Annotated in this window: 17 protein-coding genes; 4 read left to right on the forward strand and 13 right to left on the reverse strand. The window is 40.0% G+C overall.

The window, feature by feature from the left end; translation table 11 throughout:
• Positions 1-120: 120 nt before the first annotated feature.
• The 4 genes from BUA16_RS05635 to BUA16_RS05650 form a co-directional block, all read right to left on the reverse strand.
• Complete coding sequence (locus tag BUA16_RS05635; RefSeq protein WP_072763678.1) at positions 121-1,311, reverse strand: acetyl-CoA C-acyltransferase; 1,191 nt, start codon at positions 1,309-1,311, stop codon at positions 121-123.
• A 166-nt stretch (positions 1,312-1,477) separates the two neighbouring features.
• On the reverse strand, positions 1,478-3,883 hold the full coding sequence (locus BUA16_RS05640) for a 3-hydroxyacyl-CoA dehydrogenase/enoyl-CoA hydratase family protein (protein WP_072763680.1): 2,406 nt from the start codon (positions 3,881-3,883) through the stop codon (positions 1,478-1,480).
• A 24-nt stretch (positions 3,884-3,907) separates the two neighbouring features.
• Positions 3,908-4,348, reverse strand: a complete 441-nt coding sequence (locus tag BUA16_RS05645; RefSeq protein ID WP_072763681.1) for a MarR family winged helix-turn-helix transcriptional regulator — start codon at positions 4,346-4,348, stop codon at positions 3,908-3,910.
• 142 nt (positions 4,349-4,490) lie between these two features.
• Positions 4,491-6,269 carry an AMP-dependent synthetase/ligase gene (locus BUA16_RS05650; RefSeq protein WP_072763683.1) on the reverse strand — a complete coding sequence of 593 codons (1,779 nt, stop codon included), beginning with the start codon at positions 6,267-6,269 and terminating at the stop codon, positions 4,491-4,493.
• Positions 6,270-6,697: 428 nt separating this feature from the next.
• Here BUA16_RS05650 and BUA16_RS05655 point away from each other — a divergent pair, with 428 nt between their 5' ends.
• The gene (locus BUA16_RS05655; RefSeq protein WP_072763685.1) at positions 6,698-7,813 is read left to right on the forward strand and encodes a glycoside hydrolase family protein; all 1,116 of its coding nucleotides are present in this window, start codon (positions 6,698-6,700) and stop codon (positions 7,811-7,813) included.
• Positions 7,814-8,247: 434 nt separating this feature from the next.
• Here the strand turns inward: BUA16_RS05655 and BUA16_RS05665 are convergent, their stop codons facing one another.
• From BUA16_RS05665 to BUA16_RS05675, 3 genes are all read right to left on the reverse strand, one after another.
• A complete protein-coding gene (locus tag BUA16_RS05665; RefSeq protein WP_072763808.1) occupies positions 8,248-8,700 on the reverse strand; it encodes a GNAT family N-acetyltransferase in 453 nt (150 codons plus the stop codon).
• A gap of 129 nt (positions 8,701-8,829) precedes the next feature.
• Entirely contained in the window at positions 8,830-12,498 is a 3,669-nt protein-coding gene (purL, locus tag BUA16_RS05670) for a phosphoribosylformylglycinamidine synthase (RefSeq protein ID WP_072763687.1), read from the reverse strand.
• Between the two features lie 458 nt (positions 12,499-12,956).
• Complete coding sequence (locus BUA16_RS05675; protein WP_072763689.1) at positions 12,957-13,823, reverse strand: cation diffusion facilitator family transporter; 867 nt, start codon at positions 13,821-13,823, stop codon at positions 12,957-12,959.
• Between the two features lie 404 nt (positions 13,824-14,227).
• Here BUA16_RS05675 and BUA16_RS05680 point away from each other — a divergent pair, with 404 nt between their 5' ends.
• Positions 14,228-16,042 carry an acyl-CoA dehydrogenase family protein gene (locus BUA16_RS05680; protein ID WP_072763690.1) on the forward strand — a complete coding sequence of 605 codons (1,815 nt, stop codon included), beginning with the start codon at positions 14,228-14,230 and terminating at the stop codon, positions 16,040-16,042.
• Between the two features lie 161 nt (positions 16,043-16,203).
• Entirely contained in the window at positions 16,204-16,647 is a 444-nt protein-coding gene (locus BUA16_RS05685; RefSeq protein WP_072763810.1) for a hypothetical protein, read from the forward strand.
• A 155-nt stretch (positions 16,648-16,802) separates the two neighbouring features.
• Here the strand turns inward: BUA16_RS05685 and BUA16_RS05690 are convergent, their stop codons facing one another.
• Positions 16,803-18,023, reverse strand: coding sequence for an RsmB/NOP family class I SAM-dependent RNA methyltransferase (locus BUA16_RS05690; RefSeq protein ID WP_072763692.1), 1,221 nt, complete (start codon positions 18,021-18,023; stop codon positions 16,803-16,805).
• Positions 18,024-18,097: 74 nt separating this feature from the next.
• Here BUA16_RS05690 and BUA16_RS05695 point away from each other — a divergent pair, with 74 nt between their 5' ends.
• Positions 18,098-19,129: a WD40/YVTN/BNR-like repeat-containing protein gene (locus BUA16_RS05695; RefSeq protein WP_072763694.1), complete on the forward strand. Its 1,032-nt coding sequence runs from the start codon at positions 18,098-18,100 to the stop codon at positions 19,127-19,129.
• 295 nt (positions 19,130-19,424) lie between these two features.
• Here BUA16_RS05695 and BUA16_RS05700 read toward each other — a convergent pair whose 3' ends face one another.
• From BUA16_RS05700 to BUA16_RS05720, 5 genes are all read right to left on the reverse strand, one after another.
• Positions 19,425-19,883, reverse strand: coding sequence for a hypothetical protein (locus BUA16_RS05700; RefSeq protein ID WP_072763695.1), 459 nt, complete (start codon positions 19,881-19,883; stop codon positions 19,425-19,427).
• Positions 19,873-20,385, reverse strand: coding sequence for a hypothetical protein (locus tag BUA16_RS05705; protein WP_072763697.1), 513 nt, complete (start codon positions 20,383-20,385; stop codon positions 19,873-19,875). Before BUA16_RS05705 ends, BUA16_RS05700 begins: the two co-directional genes overlap by 11 nt.
• Positions 20,386-20,417: 32 nt before the next feature.
• Entirely contained in the window at positions 20,418-20,960 is a 543-nt protein-coding gene (locus BUA16_RS05710; RefSeq protein WP_072763698.1) for an RNA polymerase sigma factor, read from the reverse strand.
• 286 nt (positions 20,961-21,246) lie between these two features.
• Complete coding sequence (locus tag BUA16_RS05715; protein WP_072763699.1) at positions 21,247-23,073, reverse strand: ABC transporter ATP-binding protein; 1,827 nt, start codon at positions 23,071-23,073, stop codon at positions 21,247-21,249.
• Entirely contained in the window at positions 23,073-24,782 is a 1,710-nt protein-coding gene (locus tag BUA16_RS05720) for a phospho-sugar mutase (RefSeq protein WP_072763701.1), read from the reverse strand. The genes BUA16_RS05715 and BUA16_RS05720 overlap by 1 nt, the downstream gene beginning before the upstream one ends.
• Positions 24,783-24,787: the final 5 nt, after the last annotated feature.

The following is a 24,787-nucleotide window of genomic DNA, read 5'->3' on the forward strand; positions in this document are numbered from 1 at the left end:
CAAATTTAAAGTTCAGTTTGTTTTGGGTAAGAAAGGAATCAAGACCTTATCGTATCGGCGGTGCTGCTTCAGCATATTACTGCCCCTAAGGTTTTTCTTCCTTGTCTTATCGTATGGTTATTATTGTAGGAATTCAAATATTCCGGCGGCACCTTGTCCTGTTCCGACGCACATAGTGACCATTCCGTATTTACCTTTCATGTTTCTCTTTCGCATTTCATCGAATAATTGAACCGAAAGTTTTGCTCCTGTACATCCTAATGGATGTCCTAAAGCAATAGCTCCTCCATTGACATTGACGATATCGGGATTAAGTTTTAATTCTCTGATCACTGCCAAGGATTGGGAAGCAAAAGCCTCGTTTAACTCTATTAATTCAATATCCTCTTGTTTTAAGCCCGCCAATCTCAAGGCTTTTGGAACAGCTTTTACAGGACCTATTCCCATAATGCGTGGTTCTACCCCGGCGGCGGCATAGTTCACCAATCTTGCAATTGGCTCTAGGTTTAATTCCTTTACCATAGCCTCGCTCATGACCATCACAAAGGCTGCACCATCGCTCATTTGAGATGAGTTTCCTGCGGTTACACTGCCCCCGGCGGCAAATACTGGGCGTAAGCCTGCCAAAGCCTCCTTATTGGTGCCTTTTCTTGGCCCCTCATCTTTGGTTACCGTATATTTTCTTGTGGCTTTTTTACCGTTTTCATCGATGTAAACTTGTTCTACATCTATGGGGACAATTTGGTCCTGAAAGCGGTTTTCGGCCTGGGCCTTTAAAGCTTTCATATGGGAGTTATAAGCAAACTCATCCTGGTCTTCACGGGATACTTTAAACTGATTGGCAACGGCTTCGGCAGTGTTGCCCATTCCCCAATAGTAATCTTCATGGCCAGACTTTACCAAGTCGTAATTAAGTTCGGTTTTATATCCTGTCATTGGCACCGCACTCATGCTTTCTGCACCTCCAGCAATAATACAATCGGCCATGCCGGACTGTATTTTTGCAGTGGCAATGGCAATGGTTTCTACACCCGAGGAGCAAAATCTATTGACGGTAACCCCAGGGACATCAACAATATCGAGCCCCATTAAGGAGATCAACCGTGCCATATTTAAGCCCTGGGAGCCTTCGGGCATAGCATTACCAACAATAACATCGTCTATACGGGTCTTGTCTAGTTGCGGTAATTCCTTCATCATATATTCGATGGTTTCCGCGGCCAATTCATCGGTTCTTTTAAAACGGAATACCCCTTTGGGAGCCTTTCCTACTGCTGTTCTATATGCTTTTACTATATATGCTGTTTTCATGTTGTATTATTATTGAGTATTAAGGGGTTAGTCTTTAAAAATGAGTCTTTTGAATGCAATGCATAAGTCAATTCTTGGTGGTACTATATCTTTTTTAAACTTCACCTTTATGTCTTGTTTTCAAAGTACTCATTACTTGGTACTAACGAGGGGGTACTTTCGTAGTTTAGTTACGGAGTGGTTTTCCTGTTTTTAACATATGCTGGATGCGCTCCAAGGTTTTTCTTTCCGTACATAGAGAAAGGAAGGCCTCTCGTTCCAAGTCCAATAAATATTGTTCGCTGACCAGTGAAGGTTCGGACAAATCTCCACCTGCCATCACATAGGCCAATTTATTGGCTATTTTATGGTCGTGGGCACTAATGTAGTTACTGTCTTGCATAGCATCGGTTCCTACCATGAACATTCCCAAGGCTTGTTTTCCCAATACTTTTATATCTGTTCTCTTAATCGGTTGAGTGTATCCAGATTCCGCCATAATTTTAGCATAGGCTTTGGCTGTTGCTATTTGTCGGTCCTTATTGACTACCACAATATCTTTTCCTTTTTGTAATATCCCTAGGTCAAAGGCTTCATAGGCCGATGTCGATACCTTAGCCATTCCTATGGTCAGGAAATACTCCTGAAGGACATTCAGCTCTACGTCGTTCTTTTTAAAGGTGTCCTGGGCACGAAGGGCCATTTCTTTAGACCCTCCTCCGCCGGGAATTACTCCAACACCAAATTCTACCAGGCCGATATAAGTTTCTGCAGCGGCAACAACCATGTCGGCATGTAGGGATAGTTCACAGCCCCCACCTAGTGTCATTCCATGCGGTGCGGCAATGGTTGGGATTGCGGAATAGCGCATCCTCATCATAGTATCCTGGAACATTTTAATGGCCATGTTTAGCTCATCGTATTCTTGTTCTACGGCCATCATAAATATCATACCAATATTAGCGCCCACAGAGAAATTTGGAGCCTGATTACCAACGACCAAGCCTTGGAAATCTTTTTCGGCTATATCAATCGCCTTGTTCAGTCCGGCTAATACATCGCCACCAATGGTGTTCATTTTTGATTGGAATTCTACATTTAAAATGCCATCGCCTAGGTCTTCTATCACTACACCGCTATTTTTAAAAACCTCCTTGGTTTTGCGAATGTTGTCTAAAATGATAAACGCATCTTGGCCAGGGATTTTTTGGGCCGATTTCTTTTCAATATCGTAACAATAGCTAGCGCCTTCTTTTACGGAGTAGAAAGTGTTGGCCCCCGAAGCTGCCATTTCTCCTACCCATGGCGCAGGAGTCAATCCTTCTGCCTCGATCAAATCCAATCCGGCTTGTACACCTATGGCATCCCAGATTTGAAAAGGACCGTGTTCCCATCCAAAACCAGCTTTCATAGCATCATCAATCTTGTAAATTTCATCGGTAATTTCTGGAATCCTGTGCGAAACATAGGCAAATAAAGCAGCAAAACTCTTTCGGTAAAATTCCCCGGCCTTGTCTTTTCCAGCAACCAATACTTTAAAACGGTCTACAACCTTATCGATGGTTTTGGTCAGTTCTAAGGTGGCAAAACTTGCTCTTTTATTGTCTCGGTATTCTAGGGTATTTAGATCTAGGGTTTGTATCTGGCTAGAACCATCCTTGTTTTTTATCTTTTTGTAAAAACCTTGGCCAGTTTTACTTCCCAGCCATTTGTTTTCTATCATGGAGTTGATGAAACCTGGCAGTTTAAACAATTCGTGGCGTTCGTCCTTGGTACAATTCTCATAAATGCCATTGGCAACATGTACCAGTGTGTCTAATCCAACTACATCTACAGTGCGAAAAGTAGCCGATTTAGGGCGTCCTATGACCGGTCCGGTAAGTTTGTCCACTTCTTCTACGGTAAGTTTCATATCATTGACCATATGAAACAGGCTTTGAATGCTAAAAATACCGATCCTATTACCTATAAAAGCAGGGGTGTCTTTGGCAATTACCGAAGTTTTACCCAAGAATTGTTCTCCGTAACCGTTCAGGAATTTTAATACTTCCGGCGATGTTTTTGGACCAGGAATTATCTCAAATAGTTTTAAATAACGTGCTGGATTAAAAAAGTGGGTTCCACAGAAATGTTTTTGGAAATCATCACTGCGGCCTTCGCTCATAAACTTAATCGGAATTCCGGAGGTATTGGACGTAATTAAAGTGCCTGGTTTTCGGTATTTTTCCAAGTTCTCGAACACCATTTTTTTGATATCCAATCGCTCTACTACTACCTCAATGATCCAATCTACTTGCCCTACCTTAGCAATATCGTCCTCCAAATTCCCTGTGGTGATTCGTTCGGAAAATTTTTGGTGGTAAATAGGAGAGGGTTTAGATTTAAGTGCCGTAACCAAAGAATCGTTTACAAGCCTATTGCGGACAAGGGTGTCTTGTAATGTAAGTCCCTTTGCTTTTTCGGCATCAGTGAGTTCCCTTGGTACGATATCTAATAGTAATACTTCTACGCCAATATTGGCAAAGTGACATGCAATACCACTGCCCATAATTCCAGAGCCTATGACCGCTACTTTTTTAATGTGTTTGTTCATCAATAAAATCGAATTAATTAGTTTTTAATCTTTTTTATAAATTTTCTTTTCAGCAATTAATCTGTTGATAGCCTCTGTAACCTCAAAAAAAGCGTTCAATTTTTCAACCGATACTTCTTTTCTTACTACCTCGTTAAACCGTAATACTACATCCTTTGAAATTTTTCTTTTTTCTAATCCCAATGGAGTTAGGTGTATAAGCACACCTCTTCCGTCACACGGATTAGGTTTTCGTTCTATAAAACCTTTTTCTTCCATACTTTTTAAAATTCGGGAAAGGCTAGTGGCCTCCATACCCATTTTGGGGCCTAAAGAGGTAGAGGGGGTGCCTGTCTTGGCATCAATACTTAAGAGGGTAAAACCTATGGCCATAGAAGTATCAAAGTTTTTAGCTTCTTCATTGTACATTTTTGTGACCGTTTGCCATGTTGTTCTCAAGGCATAGTCTATGGTAAATTCTTTCATGTAATCAGTAACGCTTGTCTCAAAGATAGAAAATTATATTATGCATGCATAATAAATGTGTTAAATTATCGTAAGGTAAAGCACAAAAAAAAACAGCTTTCAAATTTTGAAAGCTGTTTTTAAGTGTTTTGTTTACTGTTCTTTAAGTTGAATGTTCGTAAATATCGTTATAAAGGTCGATGTATTTTTGTTTTATTATTTTGCGTTTGAGTTTTAGAGTAGGGGTAAGGTGGCCTTCTTCGATGCTCCAGGTATTAGGTGTTAATCTAAACTGTTTCACTTTTTCCCATTTTGCAAAATTTTCATTGGCCTCATCCACTTCTTCCTGGAAACGTGCAATAACTTTTTCATTGGTGACAAGACTGTGGTTGTCCTTAACCTCTATTTGGTGTATTTTGGCCCAATTTCTCACAAATTCAAAATCGGGCTGAATGAAAGCAGCCGGCATTTTTTCGCCTTCGCCAATGACCATTATTTGTTCTATGAACCTAGATTGTTTAAAACGGTTTTCTAAAAGCTGTGGGGCTACGTACTTACCGCCCGAAGTTTTAAACATTTCTTTCTTTCTATCGGTAATCTTCAAAAAGCCATCGCCGTCTATCTCCCCAATATCTCCTGTATGGAAGTACTGATTGTTTAAGGCTTCGGCCGTTTTTTCTTCGTCCTTGTAATACCCCATCATCACCTGGGGGCCTTTCACGCAAATTTCGCCGTCATCGGCAATTTTTACTTCGGTATTGTCCAATAGTTTTCCAACGGTACCAATTTTAAATCCACCATCGCGCATATCGTTTACCGAGATGACCGGGGAGGTTTCTGTGAGTCCATAGCCTTCCATGACTCCTAATTCTGCGGCATTGAATATCCTAGCAAGCCTTGGTTGTAGTGCTGCACTTCCCGAGGCTATAAGGCTTAAGTTGCCTCCTAGGCCAGCTTTCCATTTGCTAAAAATAAGCTTTCGGGCAAGGGCTAGTTTTTGTTCGTACCACCAGCCGTTTTGTCCATAAGGTTCATAATCTAACCCGACTTCCACGGCCCAGAAGAAAAGATTCTTTTTTATACCCTTGAGCGCTGCTCCCTTGGCAATGATCTTATCGTAAACTTTTTCTAACAATCGCGGTACTGCCGTCATAACATGGGGCTCTACCTCTTTGAGGTTGTCGCTTATTTTATCCATAGATTCGGCAAAATAAATAGAAACACCTCTTAACTGGTACAAATACATGATCATGCGTTCATAGATATGGCATACCGGTAAAAAACTCAAGGCTTTGGTCTCTCCATCCACAATAGGAAATCTTTTAGAACTTTCAATAGCATTACTAACGATATTGTGATGAGATAACATTACTCCCTTTGGTCGTCCAGTGGTGCCAGAGGTGTAGATTAGCGTTGCTAAATCAGTGGACTTAACGGCGGCCATATGTTTTTCTACCACGTCCTGATTTGTTGTGTTTGTCCCTAAGCTTAGGACTTCTTTCCAGTTTTTACAGGACTCCAGCTCATCAAAAGAGTATACCTCCTTTAAGAAAGGTAATTTATCCCTAATGGCTTTTAGTTTATTATATACTTCCTCACAGGAAACAAAACAGTAGGACGCCTCAGAATGATTTAGAACATATTCATAATCCTCGGATGATATGGTTGGGTAAATGGGGACATTTTGGGCTCCTAATTGCAGGATGCCTATATCCATGATATTCCATTCCGTTCGGTTGGTCATAGAAATCACTGCAATTTTATCGTTGGGCTTAACCCCTAGACGCAGTAAGGCACGGCTAACCGTGTTTGCCTTGTCTACATATTCCTGGGTTGAAGTAGCGATCCATTCCCCATTGTATTTGGTTATAAGGGATTTTTTTAAGTTGAATTTCTCTAATTGGTAGTAAGGAAAATCAAAAAGGCGAGTGATTTTTTGCATATTTTATGAGCTATACGTCATCGCAAATTAAGAAAAGGGAACGGTATTTTAAAATGACATTCGCAATTATTGTCTATTTTTTTTGAAGATTTAATATTATTGGTTTAAAAACAAAGGGAAGGCCTAGTGGAGAACTCTTGTTAAGTAGTTTAAAAAGAGGTTTTTGCGATGGCCATTGCTGTGATTTTTCCCCTTGGTAACCGGCCCGATTTTTTTAAGTCCTTGGGGATGATAGTTTTCGTGCTATTAGTGAGGGAAACCTATTAAGATTATATTTTTATAAAGCCAGGGAGAGCCCCTTGTGCAATGCGACTTATGATGTACTTTTGGCGTTGTTTATATAGTATCTAATGTTATTTGGCTAAGAATTGGTGCTATAAAAAATAAAAGAATTAAGTTCAACGATTAAATTTTAAACTAAAAAAGAAATGAAAAGACTGTTTGCAATTTTCGCAATTCTTTGCACTATGTATTCTTGTGCCGAAGCTGAAAAAACAAAAATTCCGGTATACGCATGGTCTGGAGGTCCTGGAGAGGCTACTGATCAAGAGTTAAAAATAAAATTTGATGATTTTAAAAGCAAGGGGATAGATGGGATCATGTACAATGGAGGCCATGACCCGGAGACTTATAAAAGAGTAGGGAAGCTTGTAAAAGAAGCTGGAATGGAATTTCATACTTGGATACCTACAATGGTACAGGGCGAAAATCCTAAATTGTCACAAGATCTATATGCAGTGAATAGAATTGGCGAATCTTCTTTTGAAAATCCACCTTACGTTCCGTATTATAAATTTTTGTGTCCTAGTAAAGAAGGTTCTTATAACTTTTTAGCAGAATTATATGGAGGTATTGCCGAGTTGGAAGAGGTTGATGGTATTCATTTAGATTATATTCGTTTCCCTGACGTGATTTTAGCTGAAGGCCTATGGGACAAATATGGTTTGGTGATGAACGAAGAATATCCGGTAGCCGATTTTTGTTATTGTGATGATTGTACGTCCGATTTTAAAGAAAAAACTGGAATTGATATCAAAGAAGTAGAAGATCCTTCTCAAATTCAGGAATGGAAGCAGTTTAGATACGATTTGATTACGAATATGGTGAATCGTATAGCGAAGGTTGTTCACGAGAAAGGAAAGCGCTTAAATGCCGCAGTTTTTCCTGGTCCAAGCATAGCAAAGAAATTGGTGAGACAGGAATGGAACAAATGGGATCTTGATGCCGTTTACCCTATGAACTACAACGATTTTTACTTAAAAGATGCGTCATGGGTAGGAGAGGTTGTTAAGGAAGAGGTTGCTGCTGTCAACGGTACTAAACCTATCTATAGTGGACTTTTTATTTGTCCAAACCCAGAGAGAAAGACAGAGGAGAACGATCCTGAGAACCACGGACTATTGCCTTCAGAAATGGAAACTGCTATTAGAGGTTCTATGGAGAACGGTGCTGCCGGGATTTGTCTTTTTACACCAGAAAGAATGACAGATGCCCATTGGGTGGAGTTTGAAAAGGCTATTTATGCCGATTATTCTAAAAAATAAAAGAGTATGCCCTTGAGCACGTACGAATTACGGGCTAAGGTATTGCTGTAGATAAAACGGAAAGCCGTTGTTCTGATGAAAATCTGGACAACGGCTTTTTTTGTAAAGGAGGTTTGTATAGGGGAACTTAAAAAAATAATTGAGGGGCTTATAGCATAAAAAAACATCTACCTTGAATGGCGTCCCTTGCATTTAAAACACCACTTATATGATAGCTTTTAGGGAGTGTTTTTTCTTTTTCTCTTCCCTAATAGGCACATTGTTTTATTTGTGTATTATGATGCGTTAGGGACCGCGGCGGCATCCCCGCAGCAAAGCAAGGGATATAGCCAAGGGCCCGCCCGACGCAGGAGGGAACGCCCAAATATTTAGGATCCTTAAGACTGTAGGGTAACAGTAAGTGCTTGGTCAAAACAATGGCCCCTTACGACTTTTTATAGGTGTAATTTTAAACCTTCGTGTGAGGCTTTAAAGCCTAGCTTTTCATAAAACCGGATGGCCTCTGGACGCTGTTTGTCCGAGGTTAACTGTATTAAATGAACGCCTTTTTCCGTGGCTCTTACCTTAATCCAAGCAAACATTTGTTGTCCTATTCCTTGCCCGGTATAGTCTTCGCGAACCCAAACATTTTCTACCAGACATCGAATGCCGCCCTGAAAAGTGAGGTAGGGGATAAAGCTTAGTTGGAAAGTACCTATAACTTCCTTGTCTGCGTTCTCCAAAACGGTAAGCTCTTGGTTGCTATCGGCGACAATACGCTCAAAAGCGTCGTAATAAACCTTGGGCAAGGGAGATTGATAATCTTCGCGTAGGCGTCCTAATTTGTCTTTGGAAATCATTTTAATGATGGCCGGAAGATCTTCTTTTGTGGCGAGACGAAATTTCATGAGTTTTAACTTATAAGGTGGTTTTTGGGTAGCATTGGCTGTAAACAATAACGAGTATTTAAGCAGCAAGGCCTAAATACTCGTATCGTTTATAGAAGAAAATTAAAAGTTACAAATTAATTGTACTACTTATTTTCCGTTTTTGTCAATCCATTTTCTAGCGTTCAAGAAAGCTTCTAACCAAGGTGTTGTTTGGTCATTTCTGTCTGCTGGGTAATGTGCCCAGTTCCACTGGAAAATAGAACGCTCAATATGCGGCATGGTTACTAAATGTCTTCCGGTCTTATCGCAAAGCATGGCAGTGTTAAAATCACTACCGTTAGGATTTGCAGGATATCCTTCATAGCTATAGTTAGCCACAATTTGGTAGTTATCCTTGGATAAAGGTAGTTTAAACTTACCTTCTCCATGAGAAATCCATACCCCAAGGTTGGCTCCTTCCAAGGAAGAAAGCATTACCGAGTTGTTTTTTTGGATAGTTACAGAGGTAAATCCGCTTTCGTGTTTTTTAGAATCGTTATACGTCATTTTTCCATGTTCGGAATGATCAGGGTTGATCAGTTCCAATTCCATAAATAACTGACAACCGTTACAAATACCTATTGAAAGGGTATCGGGTCTGGCAAAGAAATTCATTAAAGCGGTATTGGCTTTTTCATTGTATTTAAAAGCTCCTGCCCATCCTTTGGCACTTCCCAAAACATCAGAATTGGAGAAGCCTCCAACGGCTCCAATAAACTGGATATCTTCTAAAGTTTCCCTTCCCGAAATTAAATCGGTCATATGGACATCCTTAACGTCAAATCCGGCAAGGAACATAGCATTGGCCATTTCGCGTTCAGAATTACTTCCTTTCTCTCTTAAGATAGCTGCCTTAGGTCTGTTTCCTGGTGCAGGTTGTGACGGTAACTTCCCGTCAAAGTTAGCAGGGAAGCTATAATTTAAAGCCTGGTTCTTATAATTGTCAAAACGATCCTTTGCCAAGTTGTTAGCAGTTTGCTTCTGATCTAACAAATAAGAGGTCTTAAACCAAGTATCTCTTAAAGAGCTTACGTTCAATCCCATTTCAACCCCGTCATTCTTAATGCTAAGCGTAGCCTCTTCGGATACGGAACCGATTTTATGGAAATCAACGCCAGCTGCAATCAAGGTATTTTCTATACTAGCATCTTTCGCTTGGAAAACGATACCGGCATTTTCAGAGAATAACAATTTAATAGTGTCTGCTTCCCCTAAAGAAGTCAAATCTAAGTTTGCTCCCAAATTATTGTCGGCAAAACAAAGTTCTAAAAGAGTAGTAATCAATCCTCCAGAAGCAACGTCGTGACCGGCTAAAATTTGTCCCTCTACAATCAATGACTGTATAGTGTTAAAGGTGTTCTTAAAATTAGCAGCATCATTAATAGTAGGAGCCTGGTTGCCGATAGTGTTACGTATCTGGGCAAAAGAAGAGCCTCCTAGTTTATAAGTGTCTTTGGAAAGGTTGATATAATAAATATCACCTCCATTTTTTTGCAATACTGGTTCTACTACTTTGGTGATGTCGTTACAGTTTGCTGCCGCCGAAATAATAACGGTTCCTGGAGCAATAACTTCCTCATTTTTGTAGCGTTGTTTCATAGAAAGGGAATCTTTCCCTGTAGGGACATTGATTCCCAAAGCGATCGCGAAATCGGATACTGCGGTTACAGCCTCGTATAATCTAGCGTCTTCTCCTTCGTTTTTACAAGGCCACATCCAGTTTGCAGATAAGGAAACCGATTGTAAACCGTCTTTTAAAGGTGCCCAAACGATATTGGTCAACGCTTCGGCAATACTATTTTTACTTCCTGCTGCCGGATCAATCAATCCAGAAATAGGAGAATGTCCAATAGAAGTAGCGATTCCTTCTTTTCCTTTATAATCTAAGGCCATAACCCCACAGTTGTTTAAAGGCAACTGTAATGGTCCAGCACATTGTTGTTTAGCAACCTTACCACCTACACAACGGTCTACCTTGTTGGTAAGCCAGTCTTTGGAGGCTACGGCTTCTAATTGAAGTACACTCTCTAAATACTCGTGAAAGTTTTCCAAGGAATACGAAGGCGCTGCATAGCTTCTGTCTACGGTAGCGTCGTTCATAATGGTTTTTGGAGAGCTTCCGAACATATCCGACAAATCTAAATCCATAGGTTTTTCACCTGTAGTAGGAGATTCGAAGGTAAAACGTTTGTCGCCTGTTACATCTCCAACTTCGTACATAGGAGAACGTTCCCTATCTGCAATACGGTGTAACATAGCTACATCGTCCTTGCCGATCACCAAGCCCATACGTTCTTGGGATTCGTTTCCTATGGTTTCTTTGGCCGATAGGGTAGGGTCGCCAATTGGCAATTTGTCTAAATCTATTTTTCCTCCTGTTTCCTCTACCAATTCAGATAGGCAGTTTAAGTGGCCTCCTGCACCGTGGTCATGGATAGAAACAATAGGATTGTGTTCGCTTTCTACCAAGCCTCTAATGGCGTTGGCAGCTCTTTTTTGCATCTCTGGGTTAGAACGCTGTATGGCATTTAATTCTATAGTAGAGCCAAATGCACCGGTGTCGGCACTGGAAACTGCAGCACCACCCATACCAATACGGTAATTGTCACCCCCTAAGATGACGATTTTATCACCTGTTTTAGGACTGTCTTTTAGTGCTTGCTCTGCTTTTCCGTATCCTATACCACCAGCTTGCATGATAACTTTATCGAACCCTAATTTTCGGGCACTTTCTTCATGTTCAAAGGTCAGTACCGAACCAGCGATTAAAGGCTGTCCAAATTTGTTTCCGAAATCGGATGCTCCGTTGGACGCTTTAATTAAGATATCCATTGGAGTTTGGTATAACCACTCTCTTTCATTCATGGCATTTTCCCAAGGCCTGTTTTCTTCCAATCTAGAATAAGAGGTCATGTATACTGCCGTTCCTGCCAATGGCAAAGAACCTTTTCCTCCTGCCAAGCGGTCACGGATTTCTCCACCTGCACCGGTAGCAGCACCGTTAAAAGGTTCTACCGTGGTAGGGAAGTTATGGGTTTCTGCTTTTAATGAAATAACAGAATCAAAATCGTTTTCTTGGTAAAAATCTGGTTTATCAGAAGTCTTAGGGGCAAATTGTACCACCTTTGGTCCCTTGATAAAAGCAACATTATCTTTGTAGGCCGATACGATATCGCCAGGATTTTCTTGAGACGTTTTCTTGATCAATTTAAATAGGGAAGATGGTTTTTCTTCGCCATCGATCACAAAGGTTCCATTAAATATTTTATGCCTACAGTGCTCCGAGTTTACTTGGCTAAAACCAAAAACTTCCGAGTCCGTAAGTTTTCGTCCTATCTTTTTGGACATTTCTTCCAGGTAATCTACTTCTTCATCGCTAAGTGCCAAGCCTTGTTGATCGTTGTACAAGGCTATGTCCTCTATGTCTAAAATAGGTTCTGGCTGTACATTTACCGTAAATACATCTTGCGTAAGGCTATTGAATTTCTGAAGAAGCATAGGGTCAAAATCATTAGACTCCTTATCGCTTGGTAAAAATTCTTCTATTCTAATAATCCCCGAAATCCCCATGTTCTGGGTGATTTCTGTAGCATTGGTACTCCATGGAGTGATCATTGCTGCCCTTGGACCAACAAAAAAGGCGTCTAGTGACGCCGCATTTATCTTAGGTTGGTTGCCAAACAACCACGTAAGTTTAGTAGTATCTTCCTGTGAAAGGTCTTTATTTGTCTGTACCGCATATATCTTGGTACTTAGGTCTCCAAAGAAATGAATCATCTTATTTTGTAAGTTGTATGTTTAAGAAAGGCACAAATTTACGGTTTTAAACTGTAATTTTTTACTAGAATGATGAACAGTTTTAGGGGCTGGTTGTTAATTTTTTCATAGCAACTGCTTTTTTAAGCTTTTTTCAGGGCTAAAGGGCTGGTATATAAGGTGGTGTGGTGGGGTTGGTTTTATGTTTAACGATAGATAGTTATAAGAAAGTAAACATTGTTTTACGGTCCATAAGGCTAATGGGCAAGGGGAGCCCTTGTGAATTTTTTATTGCAGGGAAATCTGTAAAGTACGATGGGTATATAGAAGTTTTCTTTGACGGAAAAAGAAACAAATAAGGAATCAAGACCCGAGAGAATATCTACGGTTGCAAGATGCATTGGTTCTTAAGATAAAATGCGGCAAGGGGCTTTTTATAGGTGTACTCCCTCAGTGTAAGATTCGCACCGGACAGAATCTTATTTGGGTTCTATATGAATTAAAACATTGCCTAGATTGGGGATATCTTTTAATAAGGTGTCTTTTAGTTTATGAGAAATATCGTGTCCTTCGGTGACCGATATATCTCCGTTGACCATGGCATGTAGGTCTACATGGTATTTGGTGCCGGCCTTTCTTACAAAACATTTTTCCGTGCCCAAAACGCCGTCAACGCTCATAGAAACGATTCTTATTTCTTCAATTAAATCGTCGTACAGGTGCTCGTCCATAATTTCCCCTAGGGCAGGACGAAAGATTAAATAACTATTGTAAATGATAAAACCGGCGGCAAAAAGAGCGGCCCAATCATCGGCGGTTTCGTATCCTTCTCCGAAAATCAAAGCAATAGAAATTCCGATAAAAGCCATCACAGAAGTAATCGCATCACTCCTATGGTGCCAAGCATCTGCCTTTAGGGAGGAGCTATTGGTCTCTATACTTTTTTTTAATACGAGTCGAAAAGAAATTTCCTTCCAAAAAATGATTCCGCCCAGTATTATTAGGGTCCATGGCTTGGGAAGATTATGCGGGGTTCTTATGTTGTCAATGCTCTCGTGGGCAATAAAAATGGCAGATAAAATTAAAAAGCCCACCACCAAAAAAGTAATCAAAGGTTCAATTCTACCATGGCCGTAAGGATGGTTCTCATCGGCCGGTCTTTTGGCGTATTTTAGTCCAAAAAGCACCAGGAAAGACGAGAATATATCAGTGGTAGACTCTATGGCGTCGGCAATTAGGGCATAGGAATTACCAAAAAAACCAGCCAGTCCTTTTATGATAGCCAATAGTCCACTACTAAGGATGCTGTAGTAAATTGTTTTTATGGCCGTTTTTTCGTTCTTCATTATTTCTGGAAGGTTTTTTCCGTGGACAAAGATAAGGGTTCAAATCTATTAGCCGCCCGATGTTGCCATTAAGTGGCTTCTTTTAAAAATCTCTCTAATTCCTAGGGTGATTATTTGGGCGTTCCCTCCTTCGTCGGGCGGGCCCTTGGCTATATCCCTTGCCTTGCTGCGGGGATGCCGCCGCGGTCCCTAACGCAAAAAAACATTTAAGGAATCATACGTTTATGATGGTAAATTGAAAAGGAATTACGGAAATAAACACATCTTTGTATGTAGAGTCAAGGATTGTATGGTGGGTAATTGGATCATTTTGACCTATAAACAATTAGGAGAAATTAATAATAAATAATGGAACAATTATGTTTTATCTTAGTGATGGAATATTAACAAAAGCATTTTAAACTATGGCAAAGGAATATGTAGACATAAATACCTTAAAATATTTGTTATATCAGGTCCATGCTTTAGACGACCTATTTGGGTTTGAACGTTATGAAGGGCATGACAGGCCTTCAATGGATATGTTTTTGGACGCTATCAAGGATTTTGCCGATCGCGACCTGTTTCCCTTTTTTAAGGAAATGGATGATGATCCCGCAGGTTTCGACAATGGTGAGGTTCGGGTGCATGAGCAGGTAGCTGTTATGATGAAAAAAGGAGGGGAAATGGGTGTTATTTGTGGTCCTCTAGATTATGACCAGGGCGGGTTACAAATACCGTTCATGGTACATACTGCAGCCACCTACATATTAGATGCAGCTAATAACCATTTGCCTGGTTATGCCACCTTAACCTTAGGGGCGGCAGAGCTTATAGTCCATTTTGCCAACCAAAATCTAAAAGATACCTATGTACCCAATATGCTTTTAGGGGCATGGGGCGGGACGATGTGTCTTACCGAGCCCCAGGCAGGTAGCTCCTTGTCCGATATAACTACTAAGGCTACCCTTACCGATGAGGGATATTATAAAATATCGGGGCAGAAAATATTTATCTCTGGTGGCGATTACCAATATGTAGAGAATATTGTGCATTTGGTACTGGCACGAATCGATGGGGCGCCAGAGGGCACTAAGGGGATCTCTTTGTTTGTCGTTCCAAAGAACCGCGTTGAAACCGATGGTAGTCTTGTCGGGAATGACGTAAAGACCCTGTCCGATTTTGAAAAGATGGGACAACGAGGGTTCGCTACTACCCACTTGGGATTTGGAGATTCCGACGATTGTCAGGGCTGGTTGGTAGGTGAGGCCAACCAAGGCTTGAAATATATGTTCTTAATGATGAACGATGCTAGGATAGGAGTGGGTAGGGGAGCCGCAGCCATAGCTATGGCGGCTTACCAAGCATCCTTGCAATATGCAAAGGAACGTGCCCAAGGACGAAAAATATCCGAAACAGGGAAAAAAGACCCGGGGGAAGACCAGTGTTTAATCATTGAACATCCCGATGTAAGACGGATGCTTTTTCTGCAGAAAGCCATCGCGGAAGGATCGTTGAGCCTTATTTTATTGGCAGCTAAATACCACGATCTGCAACGCTCTGTTTCGGATCATTCCGAAAAAGAAAAGTATCAGTTATTGTTAGAAATTATTACTCCCATGGTAAAGACATATCCGGCAGAGGCTGGAGCATTGGCAGTGAGCAATGGACTTCAGGTCTTAGGAGGGTACGGATTTTGTTCAGACTTTATCTTGCAACAATATTATAGGGATATCAGGATTTTTAGCATATACGAAGGAACAACCGGAATACAGTCACAGGATTTATTAGGACGAAAAGTTTTGATGAATAATGGCAAGGCCCTACAATTGCTCATAGAGGAAATTGGTACTACCATTGCCGTTGCTTCCGATTATAAAGACTTGCAGGAATGGGCCGCTACTTTAAAGGGCAAGTTAACTATGATACATGAGGTGTTAGTGTATTTAAAGACATTCGCTAACAAAGAAAATTATGAAAGGTATTTGTCCGATGCTAACCTGTTTATGGAATTTTTGAGTTATGTGGTCATAGGATGGAATTGGTTGGAAATGGCTTATGTTGCAAAACAGGCCCTCGACAATAAAGATGCTGCCTATTCGGAGGCCTTTTACGAAAGTAAAATCCACACCATGAAATTTTATTTTAAATACGAGTTGACAAAAACCAATGCCTTGGCCGAAACCTTAATGCACAAGGAGGTGTTGACCCAGAAAATGGAAAAGGAGTTTTTGGTATAAGGAAGAGTGGGGCCCGTATCTGACTCTATTGGTTGAAACCGAAAAAATGCTATGTTTTAGGTAGGGTGATTTAAGATTGAGTTGTTATATATATGAAAACGCGTTCGAGGGTGAGTTTCTTAGGATATAGATCACTAGTAGAACATAAATATAATAATGAGATGAAAAGACTACATTTTTTATTGACCACTGCCTTTGTTGTGATGTCCTTTGGTTTAACAGCGCAAGAAACGGAAGCTGGTTCCGAAGAAAAACTTTCTTATTACGAAAAGAGAGCTAGGGAGGATGCGCAGTTTGAGCAATCCCAAAAATTGGAAAACGAAAAAGAAGAAGAGGAGTTTTGGGAAGATCAAAAGGAATATGAAAAAAAACTAAAGAAGCGCGATAGAAAAGCTTACAAAGCTTATATGAAAGGAAAAAGGGATGCTTATGCCGAGCATGAACAACATTGTGATTCTCATTGTCATCACAGTTCAAGGTATCATTACCACGCCTCTTTTTACTATCATGGGCACGATCATTATGAGTACAGAAGATCGCCTAGGAGGACTTCGGTCCGTACGAATGTGGGGATCGGTTTGCCAAGTATTAGGGTCGGACTTTAATTAAAATAAGATCTTTTTTTGGGATTCGACCTTTACAAATATTTTATAGGTGAAATTTGAAGTAAGAATAAGACAAGATGAAAGCGGCCAAATAACAAGTATTCCTACATGCTATTTGGCCGCTTATTTTTTATGATACTAAAAGTATAGTGCTCTTAGGCAGAAGGCGCCTTTTCTAATAGGGCCATATAAAATCCGTCAAAACCACTTTTTGAAGCATAAATATTCTTCTGGGCCGTTAGTTTAAAATCTTGTCCCGCTTCCGAGCTTAAGAATTTATTCACTTGTTTGATGTTTTCCTGTGGTAATATTGAACAGGTAGCATAGACCATTTTTCCGCCAGGTTTTACGATCTTACTATAATCTTGTAGAATTTGCTGTTGGGTAACCATGATTTTTTCTAAGAACTCAGGCTGTAGTTTCCATTTGGCATCCGGATTTCTTCGTAAAACTCCTAAGCCAGTACAAGGCGCATCAATTAAAACGCGATCGGCACTACCGTGTAGTTTTTTAATAACCTTGGTAGAGTCTATAGTTCTGGTTTCCACGTTGTGGGCACCATTTCTTTTTGCTCTTCGTTTTAGTTCTTTCAGTTTATTGTCATAGATATCCATGGCGATCAACTGTCCTTTGTTTTGCATCTGAGCCGCTAAATGAAGAGTTTTTCCTCCAGCACCGGCACAGGTGTCTACGACTCTTTGTCCTGGTTGCACGTCCAAGAACGGGGCAACGAGCTGTGAAGAGGCGTCTTGTACTTCGAACCAACCATTTTGGAAGGCATCGGTAACAAAAACATTGGCACGCTCCTTTAATTGCAAAGCATCTGGATAGCCTCGGATGACCTCGGTTTCTATACCTGCTTCCAATAAGGCAGCCTTTACATTTTCTTTGGTCGATTTAAGGGTGTTGACCCTTAAAATCACATCGGCTTGTTGGTTTAGCGCATGGATCTCTTTGGTCCATAAATCTTCCCCTAAGGCTTTAGCTCCTAGTTCGTCCATCCAATCAGGAATGGATTCATTGAACTTTCTTATTTTGGAAAGTTCGTCAAATCTTCCTTTTATTCTTCTTTCTGGGGTAGGTTCTATCTGTTTCCAATCAGGTAGTTTTATCCCTTTAAGGACCGCCCATACGGCAAATAGTCTAAACAGGTTTGGCCTAGTGTAAGGCGCCTTTACTTCAGCTATTTCTGTATATAGCCTTTTCCAACGCACCATATCATAAGTGGTCTCGGCAATGAAACCTCTGTCTCGTGCCCCCCAACGTTTGTCGTACTTTAATACTTTTTCTACTACTTTATCAGCGTATTCTCCCTCGTTAAATATATAATGTAACGCATCAACAACGGCAAACACTAGATTTCTATGTAATCGCATTTCTAAAAAAAATTAAGATTGCAAAGGTATTGTATTAGAACCTAATCCTCTTATTTTTGGTGAAAATTATAGCTATGCGTACGTATTTTATGTTTTTGGTGCTTTTGGTGACGGTTTCGTGTGCCAAAAAAAATGAAATAAAGACTTTTGATTCTGTTGAAATAGAGACTGTTTTTTCTGATTCCTTGAGTTTTAGGGCGATAGAGATTATGGGGGGCAACGGTTTGGCTTTTGCCGCCAATAAAGGAGCTTATGGCTTGGTGGATCTAAAAAGCAATCAAGTAATGGTCAATACGCAGCTATACGATACCGTTGCGCCCGAATTTAGAGCAGTAGCGGCAACATCTACAGACTTTTTTATGCTATCGGTTGGTAATCCAGCCTTATTATACAAAACCGGGGATACTGGAATTATGGAGCTGGTGTATAAAGAAGAGGATGAAAAGGTTTTTTACGACGCCATGACATTTTGGAACGATCTGGAAGGAATAGCTGTAGGTGATAGTATGGACGGTTGCCTATCTATTATAATTACCAGGAATGGTGGAAAAACTTGGAGTAAATTGCCTTGTTCGTCCTTGCCAGCATCCACTGCGGACGAAGGGGCTTTTGCGGCTAGTAATACCAATATTAAAACGGTAGGGGATAAAGCTTGGATCGGTACCACTGGTGGGCAGATTTATTTTTCGCAAAATAAAGGAAAAACATGGAGTGTCTTCGAGACTCCTATAGCAAGTGCAGAAACCACACAAGGAATCTATAGTCTCGATTTTTATGATGATAATCTTGGGGTGGCCTTCGGAGGCGATTATACAAAACCAACGATCAATACGGCTAATAAAGCCATTACAAGAGACGGAGGCAAAACATGGCAACTATTGGCCGATGCCAAAGAGCCTAATTATAAGAGTTGTGTGCAATTTGTTCCAAATGCAGGAGGGAATGCTCTAGTGGCCGTTGGTTTTACCGGTGTTTCTTATTCGGCCGATGCCGGGGAGTCTTGGAAACAACTTTCGGATGACTCTTTTTATACCATAAGATTTTTAAATGATTCCATTGCTTATGCAGCAGGGAAAAACAGGATTTCAAAATTGAAGTTTAAATAAAAAACGAAGCGCAATAGCGGATTGGTACTCGTTATATAGTTGGGTGCCTAGCCATAGGTCCATTAGAAAAACACAGCTAAGGTTTTTTACAATCTGCCAAACATGGATTGTTTAGCAGATCGTAAATGGATTCGTTTAACCAGCACTCATTGTCAGTGATTATTCTCTAATAGACATATTGGACAATTGTGATGTTATTATGCGTTAGGGACCGCGGCGGCATCCCCGAAGCAAGGCAGGGGATTTAGCCAAGGGCCCGCCCGACGAAGAAGGGAACGCCCAAAATATATTAAAATTATTTTTTCTGATTTGCCCTTCTTTGACGGTATTGTTTTATCAATTGTCGTTTAAAATCTTCTTCGGAACGCAACAGTAAAATAGTCTTTTTAGGAGAAATAGTTTTTGAGACCTTTTCGATATACGCTTGAGAAGATTTGTGCTTTTCATCCTCTAATTTAACCATTTTATCTAAGAGGGCATTAGCTTCTTTGTTCGATAATTGGTCTAGGTTTTTTATTTTATCCTTTATTTCGGAGTGTTCTTTTTTGTGAAAGGCCTCCTTTTTTGATTCATAACTATTGTAAATGGGCCAAAATTCCTGAGCTTCCTTACTGTTTAGTTCTAAGCGTTCGGTGATAAAGGCTATTTTAAGGGATTTGATTTTGTCCCAATCATGTTTTATTTGGGAAAAACCAAGCGAGCTTGTCAACAGTAGAAGCAGTACTGTGAATGTTATTATTTGTTTACTCATCATTTGTTAAATTAAGTTCATTAAGATCTTTAACATTAGTGTTTAAATACTCTAATATGCTTTCCTCTGCGAGGGAATTTTCTAATACGTCGTTGTAATCAAGTTCTCCAAGGGATAAAATTTCTGCCAAATCATAAGTAGAAAAGCTTAATTCTTGATTTTCAAAATATTGATCAATATCAGAATTGGCCAGGTCGGTGTAGGATATGGTTTTTGTGGTATTCCAGGTCAATCCAAAAAACAATAGAAGTATAGCTGCGATGGATGTTGCCGTATAATAATATTTTTTAAAGGATTTTATAGGAATTACCTTGCTGTCCTGCTTTTCCAATTTCTGGGTGATTTCGGAATGTAGGTTGTGAAAGTAATTCTCAGGAACCTTAAAGCCTTCTTCTTGAGAAACCGTGGACGGGTCCTGGGCAATATTGTCCATGATTCGTCCGGAAAGCTTCTCAAAATAGCCTGCAGGGGTTTTAAAGCCGCTATGTTTATCTAAGTGTCGCATTTCAACGTTTTTACCTATATACCATTTTTGGATTACTGTTCTTTTAAAAAGGCTTCTATTTTTTTGGTTGCCAAATGATACGATGCTTTTAAAGCACCCACGGAAGTTTCCAGTATTTCTGATATTTCTTGATATTTCAGTTCCTGAAAATATTTCATATTAAAAATTAACTTTTGTTTTTCTGGTAGACATGCGATCGCCTGTTGAAGTTTAAGTTGAATTTCGTCGCCTTCAAAATATACATCGCTCCTTAATTCTTCTGAAATCTTATTGTATAACTGGTCTTCGTTGAGCTTTAATTTGTTGGCTTTGTTTTTTAGAAAAGACAAGGCTTCATTGGTGGCAATCCGATACATCCACGAATACAATTTACTATCGCCCTTAAAACTGTCAATATTTCGAAAGACCTTTATGAAGGTGTTTTGCAATACATCATCCGCATCGTCATGATCTAGTACAATTCTTCTAATATGCCAATACAAACGTTCTTTGTAAGCGTCTACAAGCACCGCAAAGGCTTTGGCCTGAAGGTCTTTTTGTTTTAACCGTCTTACTAAAATTTCCTCCGCAATCAACGTTTGTTTCTTTTTGTTACTACTATGACCCTAAATTTTGAAAAAGGTTTAATAGCCTAAAGGTATTTATTAAATAATTGAGTATTAGTTAATTTGAATAAAAAGTAGAAGAAGTCGTGACTTTTGAGGTAAGGATTGCTTTTTCGAGGAGGGAAAGTGAATCAATAATGGCTTAAAAAATATAGGCGGGAAATGCTAAATGAATAAGGAATGGCGAAGATCGCTACTATTAACAATCGTATTGGCTATCACTTAATCATGAACGAGCACTTCCTGCCTACATTAATTACGGTTCAAAAGATTGCATGGTGACTAGTTTTTTGTAGACACCGTTAGTGGCAAGGAGTTCTTGGTGCGAGCCTTGCTCTACAATTTCTCCCCTTTGAAGAACCACAATGGAATTTGCATTTTGAATGGTCGAAAGTCGATGGGCAATTACAATAGAGGTTCTGTTTTGCATCATTTTTTCCAAAGCATCCTGAACTAGGCGTTCGCTTTCCGTATCCAGGGCAGAGGTGGCTTCGTCCAAAATCATGATAGGTGGATTTTTCAATACGGCCCTTGCAATGGACAGGCGTTGTTTTTGCCCTCCGCTTAGTTTATTGCCACTATCGCCAATATTGGTGTTGTAGCCATCTGGGAGTTCAGAAATAAATTCATGGGCATTGGCTATTTTGGCCGCCGCTATGACTTCTTCTTCGGTGGCATTTTCTTTTCCCAGGGCAATGTTGTTTTTAACCGTGTCATTAAACAAAATGGAATCTTGAGTTACTAGCCCCATTAAACCGCGTAACGATTTTTTAGAGAAGTCCTTAATAGGGATGCCGTCAATTTTAATTTCCCCTTCGTTAACATCGTAAAATCGGGTAACCAAATTGGCAATGGTACTTTTTCCGCTACCAGACTGTCCTACAAGGGCTACGGTGTGTCCTTTGGGAACCTGTAGGTTGAAATTCTTGAGAACATACTCGTCCTGGTATTTAAAAGAAACATTTTCAATTGTAATACCTTCTGTAAAAGCATCCTTCGTTATGGCGGTAGGTTTTTCTACGATTGGATTTTCGGTTTCCAGGATCTCTAATACCCTTTCCGCCGCGGCATTCCCTTTTTTAACGCCAAAAGAAGCCTTGCTTATGGCTTTGGCAGGAGTAAGGATATTATAGGCCAACCCCATATAAGCAATAAAAGAGGCTGCATCCAGGGTTTTTTCTACCAATACCATTTTTCCGCCAAACCAAAGGAGGACCCCAATAACCAAAATACCTAAAAACTCCCCTGTAGGAGAGGCCAAATTCTGTCTGTTGAGTAATTTGTTGGAAAATTGGAAAAACCGTAAAGTAGAATTACTAAAGGCTTTATAGAACCTGGATTCGGAATTAAAGGCTTTGATAACTCTTAGACCGCCCAAGGTTTCTTCGACTATGGATAATAATTCTCCTTGTTCCTTTTGAACTTTGTCCGATTTCTTTTTTAAGGACTTTCCGATCCTAGAAATAATCATTCCGGCAACAGGAATAAAGATAAAAACAAAAAGGGTTAGTTTAGTGCTGATCCCAAACATAATAAGGATGGTGAACACGATCGTTAACGGCTCTCTTACGATAAGTTCTAGAATAGAGAGAAACGAATGCTGTATTTCCAATACATCTGAAGTGATCCTGGCAATGACATCGCCTTTTCTTTTTTCCGAATAAAAGGAAATAGGAAGATTGACAATCTTCTTGTACATGCTATTTCTGATATCCTTAAGTACCCCGTTCCTTAAAAAAGTAATGAAGTACATGGCCAAATAATTGAAAAGGTTTTTTAATAAAAAGAGCACTAAAACCAAGCCTATTACCAAGATCAGGCCTTTCATTTGATCATCCCCGGAATAGGCTGTTACCCTATAGCTTATATATTCTTGCAGGTAATCTTTTAAGTGTCCTAAATCTGTATATACCGGTTCTTTCAGGACTTTTTTCTCAGGAGTAAAAAGCACATCGAGCATAGGGATAAGTGCAGCAAAGGACAACGCACTGAATAAGGCGTAAAGAATGTTGAAAAATATATTTAAATAACCGTATTTACGGTAAGGTTTCGCAAAGCGAAGGATTTTTTTAAAGTACTCCATTAAGCTATCTTCAATTCTTTTAGTATTCTATCGATTTTTGCGTTTAGCTCCGCATCAACCTTTTTAAAGTCTTCTGATTTTTCTAAGCTGCCGTTTATACTGAAATAGAATTTTATTTTAGGCTCTGTTCCACTAGGTCTAGCAGCCATTTTAGTCCCGTCCTCTGTAATGTATATCAACACATTGGAAGTAGGTATATCTATATCGGAAACGACTCCAGTGATTAAATTTTTGGAAGTAGCGGTATTGTAGTCTTCAATGATGACCACTTTAGATCCGTCCAAGGCGCTTACAGGGTTGTTTTTAAAGTCTACCATCATCTGGCTTATTTCTTCGGCGCCTGACATTCCTTTTTTAGTTAAAGAAATTAGTTTTTCCTTATAAAAACCATAGGCAACATAGCAATCTATAAGGTCTTTATAGAAAGAACTGCCGTTTGCCTTTGCATTGGCTCCAATTTCACAGGCTAAAAGGGTAGAAGTAACAGCGTCTTTATCGCGAACGAAATCGCCTACCATAAAACCAAAACTCTCTTCTCCACCACCAACAAAATGTTGTTCAGGGAAGTCCTTGATCATTTTAGCAATCCATTTAAAGCCAGTCAGGGCTGTTTTGCATTCTACGCCATATCCTTTTGCCAAAGCATCCATCATTGGGGTAGATACGATAGTAGAAGCGATAAATTCGTTGCCAGTGAACCCTTTGGCCTTGCGTTGGTCCAATAAAAATTTGGTCATCATGATCATGGACTGATTTCCATTTAAGATTTCCATTTTTCCTTCTAAGTTTCTAACGGCTACTCCTAAACGGTCACTATCAGGATCTGTGCCTATGACCATATCCGCACCAATTTCCTCGGCTTTTCTGATCGCGATTGAAAGCGCTTCCGGCTCCTCGGGATTAGGCGATTTTACGGTAGGAAAGTTTCCGTCTGGTTTGGCTTGCTCCTCTATAACGGTCACGTTTTTGTAGCCTGCTCTTTTTAGAACCTCCGGGATGGCCGTAATGGAAGTACCGTGAAGAGAAGTAAATACTATTTTAAAATCGTCCTTGCCCTTGGCATTAAAGCTGCCGTTTTTTACAGATGCGTTAATAAAGGCCTCATCAACTTCTTTGTCAATAAGTTCTATAAGATCGTTATTGGCGTCAAATTTTATATCCTCGTAAGAAAGGCTGTTGATCTCGGCTACAATAGCGCCATCTTCTGGGGGTACTATTTGTCCACCGTCCGTCCAATAGACCTTATATCCATTATATTCTGGCGGGTTATGGGATGCGGTCAATACAATACCGGCGTGACAGTTTAAGTGTTTTACGGCAAACGATAGTTCTGGAGTGGTGCGCAATTCAGAAAATAGATACACCTTAATTCCGTTAGCGGCAAAGACTTCGGCAACGGTCTTGGCCAAGGTGTCACTATTGTGTCTACAGTCGTAGGCAATGACTACCTTTACTTCATCGTTAGTATATACCTTGTTTAGGTAGTTGCTAAGCCCTTGAGTACTTTTTCCTAGTGTGTATTTGTTAATTCTATTGGTGCCGGCTCCCATGATTCCGCGCATGCCTCCTGTTCCAAATTCTAGGTTTTTATAAAACCTGTCTTTTAGTTCTTCGGTATTGTTTTGCAGGAGTTCATTAATTTCGGCTTTTGTATTAACGTCAAAAAAATCTGTTAACCAGCTTTTTGCGTTGGTAAGAATCGTATCCATATGTG

This window comes from Arenibacter nanhaiticus, assembly GCF_900141935.1.
In the GTDB taxonomy this organism is placed as follows: Bacteria; Bacteroidota; Bacteroidia; order Flavobacteriales; family Flavobacteriaceae; genus Arenibacter; species Arenibacter nanhaiticus.